Annotated in this window: 7 protein-coding genes and 1 pseudogene; 5 read left to right on the plus strand and 3 right to left on the minus strand. The window is 63.1% G+C overall.

Going from position 1 to position 13,178, the window contains the following annotated elements; genetic code table 11:
* Nucleotides 1–8: 8 nt before the first annotated feature.
* The 3 genes from AB5975_02165 (at nt 9) to AB5975_02175 (ending at nt 3,268) form a co-directional block, all read left to right on the plus strand.
* On the plus strand, nt 9–821 hold the full coding sequence (locus tag AB5975_02165) for an alpha/beta fold hydrolase (protein ID XDR20782.1): 813 nt from the start codon (nt 9–11) through the stop codon (nt 819–821).
* Nucleotides 815–1,372 carry a peptidylprolyl isomerase A gene (locus AB5975_02170; GenBank protein XDR20783.1) on the plus strand — a complete coding sequence of 186 codons (558 nt, stop codon included), beginning with the start codon at nt 815–817 and terminating at the stop codon, nt 1,370–1,372. Before AB5975_02165 ends, AB5975_02170 begins: the two co-directional genes overlap by 7 nt.
* 63 nt (nt 1,373–1,435) lie before the next feature.
* Nucleotides 1,436–3,268, plus strand: a complete 1,833-nt coding sequence (locus AB5975_02175; protein ID XDR20784.1) for an ABC transporter ATP-binding protein — start codon at nt 1,436–1,438, stop codon at nt 3,266–3,268.
* 33 nt (nt 3,269–3,301) lie between these two features.
* Here the strand turns inward: AB5975_02175 and AB5975_02180 are convergent, their stop codons facing one another.
* Nucleotides 3,302–4,429, minus strand: coding sequence for a GNAT family N-acetyltransferase (locus AB5975_02180; protein XDR20785.1), 1,128 nt, complete (start codon nt 4,427–4,429; stop codon nt 3,302–3,304).
* A gap of 261 nt (nt 4,430–4,690) precedes the next feature.
* On the opposite strand from AB5975_02180, the gene AB5975_02185 reads away from it, so the two are divergent.
* Nucleotides 4,691–5,935, plus strand: a complete 1,245-nt coding sequence (locus AB5975_02185) for a putative porin (protein ID XDR20786.1) — start codon at nt 4,691–4,693, stop codon at nt 5,933–5,935.
* Nucleotides 5,936–6,050: 115 nt separating this feature from the next.
* On the opposite strand, the gene AB5975_02190 is transcribed toward AB5975_02185, so the two are convergent.
* Nucleotides 6,051–7,172, minus strand: a complete 1,122-nt coding sequence (locus tag AB5975_02190) for a beta-ketoacyl-ACP synthase III (protein XDR20787.1) — start codon at nt 7,170–7,172, stop codon at nt 6,051–6,053.
* Nucleotides 7,173–7,407: 235 nt separating this feature from the next.
* Nucleotides 7,408–11,312: pseudogene (gene hrpA, locus AB5975_02195) on the minus strand (ATP-dependent RNA helicase HrpA).
* A 493-nt stretch (nt 11,313–11,805) separates the two neighbouring features.
* On the opposite strand from hrpA, the gene AB5975_02200 reads away from it, so the two are divergent.
* Nucleotides 11,806–13,170, plus strand: coding sequence for a glutamine synthetase family protein (locus tag AB5975_02200; GenBank protein XDR20788.1), 1,365 nt, complete (start codon nt 11,806–11,808; stop codon nt 13,168–13,170).
* Nucleotides 13,171–13,178: the final 8 nt, after the last annotated feature.

Here is a 13,178-nt window from a genome sequence, read left to right on the forward strand (position 1 = left end):
CCGCGCCCATGGCCTATTTCGAACACGAAGGATGCGCACTGCATTACGAGGAATATGGCCAGGGCGAACCCCTGGTGTTGCTGCACGGTCTGGGCTCAAGCTGCCAGGACTGGGAGTTGCAGGTGCCGGCGCTCAGCCGCCACTACCGGGTAATCCTCATGGACATCCGTGGCCACGGCCGTTCCGACAAACCCCGCGACGGTTACCAGATCGCCACCTTCAGTGCCGACCTGCTGGCCTTGCTCGAACACCTGCACACAGGCCCCGTACACTTCGTCGGCCTGTCCATGGGTGGCATGATCGGCTTCCAGTTTGCCGTCGACCACCCGCAATGGCTGCGCAGCTTGTGCATCGTCAACAGTGCCCCCGAAGTCAAGCGCCGCACCCGCAGTGACTGGGTATGGTGGTTCAAGCGCTGGGGCCTGGCGCGTGTCCTGAGTGTCGAAACCGTTGGCAAGGGCCTGGCCGAGCGGCTGTTCCCCAAGCCCCGACAAGCAAACCTGCGGCAGACGATGGCCCAGCGCTGGGCACGCAATGACAAACGCGCCTACCTCAAGAGTTTCGACGCCATTGTCGACTGGGGCGTGCAGGAACGCATCGGGCAGATCCACTGTCCTACCCTGGTCATCGCCGCCGACCACGATTACACCCCGATACAACTGAAAGAACGCTACGTCGCCCTTATGCCCAATGCCAGGCTGGTCGTCGTCGACGATTCCCGGCACGCTACACCCCTCGATCAACCCGAGGTCTTCAACCAGACCCTGCTGCAGTTCCTCGCAGCCGCCTCCACCTCTCAAGGATCTTTGAGCCCATGCTGAAAAAACTCCTGCTCACCGCCTGTTCGGTCGCCTTCGCCACCAGCGTCATGGCCTCTGACAAGACCCCGCACGTTCTGCTGGACACCAGCTTCGGCCAGGTCGAAATCGAGCTGAACGCCGAGAAGGCACCGGTCAGCACGAAGAATTTCCTGCAGTACGTCGACAGCGGTTTCTACAACAACACGATTTTCCACCGGGTGATCCCGGGCTTCATGGTGCAGGGCGGCGGCTTCACTGACCAGATGGTGCAGAAGAACACCAACGACCCGATCAAGAACGAAGCCAGCAATGGCCTGCTGAACACCCGTGGCACCCTGTCGATGGCGCGCACCTCGGACCCGAACTCCGCCACCAGCCAGTTCTTCATCAACGTGGCCGACAACGATTTCCTCAACCCAGGGCGTGACCGTGGCTACGCCGTATTCGGCAAGGTGACCAAGGGCATGGAAGTGGTCGACCAGATCGTCAATTCGCCGACCACCATCAAGAAAGGCATGCGCGATGTACCGGCGGACCCGGTGTACATCAAGTCGGCCAAACGCATCGACTGACCGCAGGCTTCACAGGGACGTGAAACCGCCTGAGGGCAGGATGGAACAGGAGTGCCGTTACCCATGCTGTACCGCCGTTTCGAGCAACTGATCGACATTTTTCGCGAAGCCCCCAGCGAGTCACCGCCGACTACCGTGTGGCCGTTCTACCTGTATTACCTGCGCCAGGTGTGGCCTAGCTTCCTGGCCCTGCTGGTGGTCGGCCTGTTCGCCTCGCTGATCGAGGTGGCGATGTTCAGCTACCTCAGCCGCATCATCGACCTGGCCCAGGGCACGCCCAATGCCAACTTCTTCAGCGAGCACAGTGGCGAGCTGATCTGGATGCTGGTGGTGATCCTGCTGCTGCGGCCGGTGTTTTTCGGCCTGCACGACCTGCTGGTGCACCAGACCATCAACCCCGGCATGACCAGCCTGATCCGCTGGCAAAACCACACCTACGTGCTCAAGCAGAGCCTGAACTTCTTCCAAAGCGACTTTGCCGGGCGCATCGCCCAGCGCATCATGCAGACCGGCAACTCCCTGCGCGACTCCGCTGTGCAGGCCGTGGACGCGCTGTGGCACGTGCTGATCTACGCCATCACCTCGCTGGTGCTGTTCGCCGAGGCCGACTGGCGCCTGATGCTGCCGCTGCTGCTGTGGATCGTCGGCTACATCGCCGCGCTCTTCTACTTCGTGCCAAGGGTCAAGGAACGCTCGGTGATCTCCTCCGACGCCCGTTCCAAGCTGATGGGGCGCATCGTCGATGGCTACACCAACATCGCCACCCTGAAGCTGTTCGCCCACACCGATTACGAACAGCAATACGCACGCGAAGCGATCCGCGAACAGACCGAAAAAACCCAGCTTGCATCGCGCGTGGTCACCAGCATGGACGTGGTCATCACCACCCTCAATGGCCTGCTGGTGGTCACCACCACGGGGCTTGCGCTGTGGCTGTGGAGCCAATCAATGATCACGGTCGGCGCCATCGCCCTGGCCACCGGCCTGGTGATCCGTATCGTCAACATGTCGGGCTGGATCATGTGGGTGGTCAACGGCATCTTCGAGAACATCGGCATGGTCCAGGACGGCCTGCAGACCATCGCCCAGCCAGTCACGGTCACCGACCTGCCCAATGCGCCGGCACTCAAGGTCAGCCGAGGCGCGGTGCGATTCGAGGACGTCGATTTCCACTACGGCAAAGCCGCCTACGTTATCGAAGGGCTTGACCTGAACATTCGCCCAGGCGAGAAAATCGGCTTGATCGGCCCGTCCGGGGCGGGCAAGTCGACCCTGGTCAACCTGCTGCTGCGCCTGTACGACGTGCAGGGTGGGCGCATCCTCATCGATGGCCAGGACATTGCCCAAGTGAGCCAGGCCAGCCTGCGCGCACAAATTGGCATGATCACCCAGGACACCTCGTTGCTGCACCGCTCGATCCGCGACAACCTGCTATATGGCCGCCCCGGCGCCAGCGAGGCCGAGTTGCTCGAAGCCGTGCGTCGTGCCCGCGCCGACGAGTTCATCCCGCAGCTGTCGGACGCCCAGGGGCGCACCGGCTTCGATGCCCATGTAGGTGAACGCGGGGTCAAGTTGTCGGGTGGCCAGCGCCAGCGCATCGCCATCGCCCGGGTGCTGTTGAAGAATGCGCCGATCCTGATCATGGACGAAGCCACGTCGGCGCTGGACTCGGAAGTGGAGGCAGCGATTCAGGAAAGCCTGGAGACGCTGATGCAGGGCAAGACAGTGATTGCCATCGCCCACCGGCTGTCGACCATTGCCCGCATGGATAGGCTGGTGGTGCTGGACAAGGGGCGGATTGTCGAAAGTGGCAGCCACAGTGAGCTACTGGAGCAACAAGGCTTGTATGCCCGCTTGTGGCACCACCAGACCGGGGGCTTTGTCGGGGTCGATTAGGCTCCCACAGGATGGGTGACAGCCTGAAACAACTCAGTCCCGACGATAGGGCAACATCTCCCTGGCCTCCTCGGCATACCCCTTCACCCCTTCCCGCTCCTGCTGCAGAAATTCCTCCACCGCCCGCCGTAGTCCTGGGTGCAGCAGGTAGTGCCAGGAGCGCGTCAACACCGGCTCGAACCCGCGAATCAGCTTGTGCTCACCCTGTGCCCCGGCATCGAAACGCTGATAGCCCTCGGCAATGGCAAAGTCCATGCCCTGGTAGAAACACGTCTCGAAATGCAGCCGGTCGAACTCATCCAGGCAGCCCCAGTAACGGCCGAACAGGCTGTCGCCACCTACCAGGCTCAAGGCCATCGCCACATCACGCCCGCCCTGGCGCGCCATTACCACACGCACGGCCTCGGGCATGCGCTCGGCCAGCAGGCTGAAAAAATCGCGGGTGAGGTAAGGTGCACGGCGGCGCACCGCATAGGTGTTGGCATAACACAGGAAGACGAAATCCCACTGCGCCTCGTCCAGCTCATCGCCGCGGTACCAGCGAAAGTCGATGCCCTGCCCCGCCACCTGCTCGCGCTCCTTGCGCATCTGTTTGCGCTTGCGTGAGCTGAGGCTGTCGAGAAAGTCCTGGAAGTCGCGATACCCTCTGTTTTGCCAGTGAAACTGGCAACCCAGGCGTTCCATCCAGCCAGGCAAGCCAGCCAGCTGCGCATCCAGTGCCGGGTCGGTGAAATTGATGTGCGCACCGGATAGCCCGCCCTTGCCCAGATACTCCGGCAGGGCCTGCAGCATCAGCAAGCCGTCAGCCGGGTCAGCCGCCAGCAGGCGTGGCCCGCTGACCGGGCTGAACGGCACCGCGCCGAGCAACTTGGGGTAGTAGGCGATGCCGGCCCGCTCACAGGCATCGGCCCAGCCATGATCGAACACGTACTCGCCAAACGAGTGCCACTTGCGGTACGCCGGCAACAGCGCCCTTACCTGCCCGTCACGCTCCAGCACCAGGTGCTCGGCGGCCCAGCCGGTGTTGCGCGCCACGCTGCCGCTGTCCTCCATGGCACTGAGAAATGCATGGCGCAGGAACGGTTGACCGGCTGGCACCAGGGCATCCCAGGTGGTCGCCGGAAGATCACGTAAATGGGCAAGGCTGTACAGGCTGGTCACGGTTTCGGCTCGCTGTCTGAAGGCCTTCAGTATCCCCAAGGAATGCCCGCCACTCAAATGACGATCGCCAGGCTGATCCTTTTATTCTCAATTACTTAACAACAGTGCCACTAATTAGACATTAATCTGTCATTGCCCCCGCAATACTTGCGCCTGTTTTCCGGAACCCCAGAACCTGTCTATTCAGGCCCTTTCCGAAGACATGCCAACGCAGGGGCAGGCGCTTGAGCCTCCCCCATTTTTTTCAGTAGGGAGAACCTTATGCGTCTTGTTTCTACACTTACCGGAGTGAGCCTCACCGGCATGATGCTGGCTCTGAGCGCCCCGGCCAGTGCTGCTGTCGACGCCAAGCTGCTCGAAATGCTCCGCGCCAATGGCTCGATCAACCAGGCGCAGTACAACGAACTGCAGGGCGACCTGGCAAAAGAAACCAAGGAAAAGGCCGACCAGAAAGCTCAGTCCGAACGTATGAGCTCCTTTGAACAAAAAGTGGCATGGGCCGCCAAGACCCAGATCAAGGGTGACGTGCGCCTGCGCTACGAAGACGTCAACGTCGACAACCCGATCTCCCGCAGTGGTAACCAGGACCGTGAGCGCGTACGTGCCCGTGTCGGCTTCTACAGCGAGATCAACCCGCAGGTCGACGCCGGTGTGCGTGTGGCCACCGGCAGCAGCGCCGACGCCCGCTCGACCAACCAGAGCCTGGACAACTACTTCGAGAAGAAATCGCTGTGGGTCGACCTGGCGTACCTCGACTGGCACCCGACCGCCGTGCCGAACCTGCACCTGATCGGCGGCAAGATGATGCAGCCATGGGTGAGCATGGGCGACATCATCTGGGACAGCGACATCAACCCGGAAGGTGTGGCCGCCACCTACAAGACCAACCTCGGCCCGGCCGAAGTGTTCGGCAGCATCGGCCACTACAACCTGAAGGACAACGTCGACGGCGACGGCGTGCAGTTCAAGCACGACGCACAGCTGTATGCGGCCCAGCTGGGTACCAAGTTCAACGCGGCGGATACCGTCAAGGTTACCGTTGGTGGCAGCATCTACGGCTACGACAACGACAAGGCCTCGGCAGCCCTGCGCTCGCTGGGCAACACCACCGACGAATTCAACCTGGTGGAAGGCTTCGGTCAGGTCGACTTTACCGGCTTCGCCATCCCTCTGTCGGCTTACGGCCAGTTCGTCAAGAACACCGAAAGCACCGATGGCAAGGACAAGGCATGGCTGGCCGGCCTGAAGAGCAAGATCGGTGCCTGGAGCCTGGACTACAACTACCGCGACGTGCAGCGCAACGGTGTCGTCAGCCTGTTCACCGACTCTGACTTCGGCAACGGTTTCACCGGTTCCCGTGGCCACAAGTTCAAAGTGGGTTACGAAATCGACAAGAACTTCGCCCTGGGCGCGGCCTACATGATGGCCAAGACCGACTACTCCAACCTGCCGAACAGCGATGCTGACGTAGACACCCTGCAGGTAGACCTGGAAGCCAAGTTCTAAGCTGCAAACGCCTCTGCTTCACCTGAAGCGGGAAACGCCGACCCATACGGCGTTTCCCGCTTTTTTTTGCCTGTGAAACTGTGCTGCGAATGGGCCGCAAAGCGGCCCCAAGCAATCAGCGCTTGCGCAGAATCACGCTACCAATCGAATACCCCGCACCAAACGAGCTCAACACACCCAGCGAGCCCTTGGCCAGGTCATCCTGGTACAGGTGGAAGGCAATCACCGACCCGGCCGAACTGGTATTGGCGTAACGGTCCAGAATCACCGGTGCATCTTGCTCGGCCACTTCACGTCCCAGCAGTTTCTTGACGATCAGGTGGTTCATGCTGAGGTTGGCCTGGTGCAGCCAGAAACGCTTCACATCGCTCGGTTGCAGGCCGTTTTCCTGCAGGTGCTCACCGATCAGCTCGGCCACTTTCGGGCACACCTCACGGAACACCTTGCGGCCTTCCTGGATGAACAGCTTGTCCGCTGCGCCTTCGCCCTCTTCCGCCGCACGGTTGAGGAAACCGAAGTTGTTGCGGATGTTGTTGGAGAACTCGGTCCACAGCTTGCTGCTGACGATGTCGAACTGGTGCGCCGAGGTGGCCTGGTCGGCACGCTCGATCAGTACCGCGGTGGCGGCATCACCGAAAATGAAATGGCTGTCACGGTCACGGAAGTTCAGGTGGCCGGTGCACACCTCCGGGTTGACCATCAGCACTGCCCGGGCCTGGCCCAGGGCCACGCTGTTGGCGGCGGTCTGGATGCCGAAGGTGGCCGACGAACACGCCACGTTCATGTCGAAGGCAAAGCCCTGGATACCCAGCGCCTGCTGCACCTCGATGGCAATGGCCGGGTACGGGCGCTGCAGGTTGGAGCAGGCGACGATCACCCCGTCGACATCGGCAGCGGTGCGCCCAGCGCGCTCCAGGGCCTGGCGGGCAGCAGCCACGGCCATTTCGCAGAGCACCGACGGCTCATCGTTGCTGCGCTCTGGCAGGCGTGGCTTCATACGCTGCGGGTCGAGGATACCGGCCTTGTCCATGACAAAGCGGCTTTTGATGCCGGAGGCCTTTTCGATGAATGCCGCATCGGACAGCGGCGCCGCTTCGAGTTCACCACGCTCGATGGCGGCGGCGTTGTCCTGGTTGAATTGCTGCGACCAGGCGTTGAAGGAGGCCACCAGTTCTTCGTTGGAAATGCTCTGGGCCGGGGTGTACAGGCCGGTGCCGCTGATCACGACGTTATGCACGGTCGTTCCTCTGGTCAAAGGCCATCGCCACAGGGCGCTGGCTGGAAACATGACAGGATAATGGCACTTTAGTACCAATTTAAAGGCGAGGGCTGCGCCCTCGTTCGCGGGCAAGCCCGCTCCTCAAGGATCGCGTCGCCCCCGAGAACACTGCTGTACCTGTGGGAGCGGGCGTGCCCGCGAAGGGCCGCAAAGCGGCCCCAAATTGCATCAATATTGCCACAACTGTGGAAGTTTAGCCTTCCACCTGACTCCATTGTTTGCTCAATCTTTTGTCGGAAATCGGCACCTTGGTCCCCAGCTGCTGGGCAAACAGCGACACCCGATATTCCTCCAGCCACCAGCGGTACAAGGCCAGTTGCTCATCGCGCTTGCCTTCCTGGGCATGCTTGTCGGCACGGGCCTTGTACTGCGCCCACAGGTTGGCCAGCTCACCGCTCCACACCCGGTCCTTCTGCACTTGCGACCCCAGCTTCTCCAGGCGCAGCTCCACCGCCTTGAGGTAACGCGGCAGTTCCTTGAACCAGGCCCCTGGCGTTTCGCGCACGAAGCCCGGGTAAACCAGGTTGCCCAACTGCTGCTTGATGTCGTTCAGTGCCACCGCCTGGCTCAGGTCGATCTTGCCCTTGAAGCGCTTCTGCAGGCCATGCCACAGTTTCAACACCTCCAGCGTCTGGCGTGCCAGGCGCTCGGCATGCTCGGCCCAGCTACCGCGCTTACGCTCGGCCAGCCCGGCCAAGGCCGCACCATCACGTGGCAACGGTTGCTCGCCTTCGAGGATGCAACTGTCCAGGCTGGCCAGCAGAATGTCTTCGACCAGCGCCTCGACCCGGCCCAATTCACGGTACAGCAGGCCCAGTTCAGTCAGCCCCGGCAGCTTGCCACGCAGAAACTTGGCCGGCTCGGCCAATTGCTGCAACAACAGCCGTTGCAATGCACGGCGGTGTTGGAACTCGGCTTCGGCCTGGGTCGAGAAGCGCCCTTCACGTACAGTGCCGTTGTCTTCCACCAGCGCCGGGTACACGGTCATCGACAGGCCGGCGATCTTCTGCTGAGCGGTCTGCTTCACTTCGCTGAAGGCCTTGGCCTGCACCGGCTGTTCGCTTTTCGCATCACGCGGCACGGCCAGGGCAGCCTGACTGGCGGCAGCAAAGCGCGCGGTCAGTTCGGCCAGGTCACGGCCTTCGCCCAGGAACTTGCCCTGGCCATCGACCACCTCGATGTTCATGCGCAGATGGCCTTCGACCAAGTTGACCGATTCGTCCCAGGCCTCGTCCGGCACGCGCGCACCGGTCATGCGCAACAGCTCCTGGCCCAGGGCCTGCGGCAGTGCCCCTTGGCCGAAGGTCATGCGCGCCAGCGACGCCTTGACGAAGTCCGGCACCGGTACGAAGTTCTTGCGCAGGGCCTTGGGCAGGTTGCGCACCAGCGCCACGCACTTGGCCTCCAGCAGGCCTGGCACCAACCATTCCAGGCGCTCGCCCGGCAAGCTTGGCAGCAGCGGCGCCGGCACCCGCACGGTAACGCCATCGCGGGGGTGGCCGGGCTCGAAGTGGTAACTCAGCGGCAGGCGCAGCTCGCCCACTTGCAGGCTGTCAGGGTACTGCGCGGCGGTCACTTCGCTAGCCTCACGGGCCAGCACGTCTTCCTCGCGCATGATCAACAGGTTGGCGTCCTTCTGGCTGCCCATGCGGTACCAGCTGTCGAAGGTCGCGGTCTGATGGATTTCCGCCGGCAGACGCGCTTCGTAGAAGGCATAAAGCGTTTCTTCGTCAGCCAGGATGTCGCGCCGACGAGCCTTGGCCTCCAGCTCGTCGAGCTCTTCAAGCAGGCGTTTGTTGGCCGCCAGGCACTTGGCCCGTGACTGAATCTCGCCGCCCACCAGGCCTTCACGGATGAACAGCTCGCGTGCGGTGACCGGGTCGATCGGGCCGTAATGCACAGGCCGACGGCCGACCAGAATCAGCCCGTAGAGGGTGATCTGCTCATAGGCCACCACCTGCCCGCGCTTCTTCTCCCAGTGCGGCTCGAAGTGGTTCTTCTTGATCAGGTGACCGGCCAGCGGCTCGATCCAGTCCGGTTCGATCTTGGCCACCATGCGTGCATACAGCTTGGTGGTTTCGACCAGCTCGGCAGCCATTACCCACTGCGGGCGCTTGCGCCCCAGGCCCGACGACGGGTGCACCCAGAAGCGCCGCTGGCGGGCGCCTTGGTAGTCGCCTTCTTCGGTCTTCTGGCCGATCTGGCTGAGCAGCCCGCTAAGGATCGCCTTGTGCAGCTTCTGGTAGTCGGTCGGTTCCTTGTTCACCGTCAACTGCAGGTCGCGGCAGATCAGCGCCAGCTGACGATGGGCATCGCGCCACTCACGCAGGCGCAAGTAGTTCAGGAAGTGCTTGCGGCACCAGTTGCGCAGCGGGTTGGCGGTCAATGCCTGGCGCTGTTCCTCAAAACCACGCCACAGGTTGACCAGCGCGGCGAAGTCGGAGTCCACGTCTTTCCACTGTGCGTGCGCCTGGTCGGCGGCCTGCTGGCGCTCTGGCGGGCGTTCGCGCGGGTCCTGCACCGACAACGCACTGGTGACGATCAGCACTTCCTGCAAGCTGCCCTGGCGTGCGCCTTCGAGCAGCATGCGGCCTAACCTGGGTCGATTGGCAAACGCGCCAGCTGGCGGCCGATAGGCGTCAGCTGGTTCTCGCGGTTGACCGCCGAAAGCTCCTGCAGCAGGTTGAAGCCGTCGCTGATGGCCTTGCCATCCGGCGGCTCGATGAACGGGAAGGCATCGATAGCGCCCAGGCGCAGGTGCAGCATCTGCAGGATCACCGCCGCCAGGTTGGTGCGCAGGATCTCTGGGTCGGTGAACGCTGGCCGGCTGTTGAAATCCTCTTCGCTGTACAGCCGCACGCATATGCCCGGTTCGACCCGGCCGCAACGGCCCTTGCGCTGGTTGGCGCTGGCCTGCGACACCGCTTCGATGGGCAGGCGCTGGACCTTGGCGCGGTAGCTGTAGCGGCTGATCCGCGCGGTACCGGTGTCGATCACATAGCGGATGCCAGGTACGGTCAGCGAGGTTTCGGCGACGTTGGTGGCCAGCACCACGCGGCGCCCGGTGTGCGGCTGGAAAATGCGCTGCTGTTCGGCAGGCGACAGCCGCGCGTACAGCGGCAGAATCTCGGTGTGGCGCAATTGCGCCTTGCGCAGGATCTCCGCGGCATCGCGGATTTCCCGCTCGCCCGGCAGGAAGATCAGCACATCGCCGGGGCTTTTGCCCTCGCTGCGCTCATGCTGCGCCACTTCATCCAGGGTGGCGAGGATGGCCTGGTCGACGGTGAGGTCGTCCTCGATCTGGTTACCTTCCTCGTCCTGCTCGCTGGTCAGCGGGCGGTACCAGGTTTCCACCGGGAAGGTGCGCCCGGACACCTCGATGATCGGCGCGCCGTCAAAGTGTTTGGAGAAGCGCTCCAGGTCGATGGTGGCCGAAGTGATGATCAGTTTCAGGTCCGGCCGGCGATGCAGCAGCGTCTTCAGGTAGCCGAGCAGGAAGTCGATGTTCAGGCTGCGCTCGTGGGCCTCGTCGACGATGATCGTGTCGTAGCGCTCGAGGAAGCGGTCATGCTGGGTTTCAGCCAGCAGGATGCCATCAGTCATCAGCTTGACCAGGGTGTTGGCATCGCTCTGGTCTTCGAAGCGCACCTGGTAGCCAACCAGCCCGCCCAAGGGTGTGCCCAGCTCTTCGGCGACCCGCGCCGCCACGCTGCGCGCGGCGATCCGGCGTGGCTGGGTGTGGGCGATCAACCCATGGCTGCCACGGCCCAGTTCCAGGCAGATCTTCGGCAACTGGGTGGTCTTGCCCGAGCCGGTTTCACCGGCAATCACCAGCACCTGGTGTTCGGCCAGGGCCTTCTTGATCTCCTCACGCTTGGCGGCGATCGGCAGGTTGTCGTCGTAGCGCACGGTTGGCACGCTTTGCTGGCGCGCGGTGACCTGGGCGCAGGAGGCCTGGACCTTTTCCACCCACTGCGCCAGCTTTGCCTCATCGGGACGCTTGCGCAGTTCGTGCAGTTGCCGGCGCAGACGATGACGGTCGGCAATCATGGCGTGGTCGAGGTTTTGCAGCAGTTTGTCGATGGCGTGGTCAGTCATGGGGCTTTTTAGTGATGCAGGTGAGCCTGCTTTTTCATGATCGGCATTCGGTAAGTCGGGCGATTGTCGCAGATTTGCCGATTTTCTGCTGCCTGCACGATCCCTGTGGGAGCGGCCTTGAGTCGCGAAAGGGCCGCTCCCACATTGAACGAGCGGCCTTCCAGGCAATGTTTAGCCAGGTACGATGTAAAGGTTGCCATTCACTGCTTTAATCAACCTTACGCCGCATGTGAGTATCAAAGGCATGACTCCCGCCCAGCCCATCGCCCCACCGTCGTGCCGCCCTTCGCTAGCGAAGGCCCGGAGACGTGCCGGGAAAATCCGCTGGTGCATGTCATCCTCGCCTTCTGGGCCCTGTGGCACTGCCGCCACGCACGCCCACCGGACACTTCGCTGACGCCATTGTGACCAAACCCGGCCTCCCCCTGGCCGTTTGACTCAACTGGGCCGCCTGCTTGCGCGGAGGCCCTGTGCGCTCGTGAGCGAATCCATCATGCACTTTGCACCCGTAGAGCAGGCTACCCGTTTCCTGGCCGACAACCCCGATATCGAGCTGTTCGAGCTGTTCATCCTCGACGCCAACGGCGCACCACGCGGCAAGCTGCTGCACCGCGACGAACTGCTGGCCGTGTACCAGACCGGCCGGCCACTGCCCAGCACCATCCTCGGCCTGACCCTGAACGGCGACGACGTGGAAAACTCAGGCCTTGTGTGGGACGTCGGCGATATCGACTGCCGCGCCTACCCGCTTGACGGCAGCCTGGTGCGCCTGCCCTGGCGCCGGGTGCCTACCGCCGCCGTGCAGGTGAGCATGCACCCGAGCGAGGGCCTGCCGGCGAGCATCGCCGACCCACGCCATGTGCTGCTGCGCACCATCGAAGCATTGAAGGCCGACGGCTATCACCCGGTGATGGCCTGCGAACTGGAGTTCTACCTGCTCGACCAGCAGCGTGATGCCCAGGGCCGCCCGCAACCGGCGCTGGACAACGATGGCGGTCGCCCTCGCAGCACTCAGGTCTATGGCTTGCGCGAACTGGAGCAGATCGAGCCGTTTCTCGCCGACCTGTACGCCGCCTGCAAGGCCCAGGGCATCCCTGCGCGCACGGCCATCTCCGAGTACGCCCCCGGCCAGGTGGAAATCACCCTCGAGCACGGCGATGCACTGCAGGCGATGGACCAGGCGGTGCGCTACAAGCGCCTGGTGAAAGGTGTGGCCCATGCCCACGGCATGCAGGCTTGTTTCATGGCCAAGCCATTCGCGCAACTGGCCGGCACCGGCATGCACATGCACCTGAGCCTGGCCGACAGCGCGGGCAACAACCTGTTCGCCAGCGAAGACAAAGCCGGCACCCCGTTGCTGCGCCAGGCGGTGGCTGGCATGCTGCGCCACCTGCGCGACTCGCTGCTGCTGTTCTGCCCCAACGCCAACTCGTTCCGCCGCTTCCAGGCCAACAGCTATGCGCCCCTGGCGCCGACCTGGGGCGTGGACAACCGCACCGTGAGCCTGCGCGTGCCAGGCGGCCCGGCCAACAGCCGACATGTGGAACACCGCATCTGCGGCGCCGATGCCAACCCTTACCTGGCTGCAGCCGCGATCCTTGCAGCCAGCCACCGAGGCATCCGCGAACAGCTGGACCCTGGCGCACCGGTCGAAGGCAACGGCTATGCCCAGGCCACCGAACACCTGCCCACCGACTGGCTGACCGCCCTCGACGCCCTGCAAAACTCCCATTGGGCCCGTGAAGCATTGGGCGCAGACTTCCTTGGCGTGTACCTGAAGGTCAAGCGCGCCGAGTACCGCCAGTTCATGGCCGAAGTCAGCGAACAGGACTGGCGCTGGTACCTGCACCAGGCCTGAGCCCCTAC

This window comes from Pseudomonas putida, from assembly GCA_041071465.1.
Classification (GTDB): domain Bacteria; phylum Pseudomonadota; class Gammaproteobacteria; order Pseudomonadales; family Pseudomonadaceae; genus Aquipseudomonas; species Aquipseudomonas putida_P.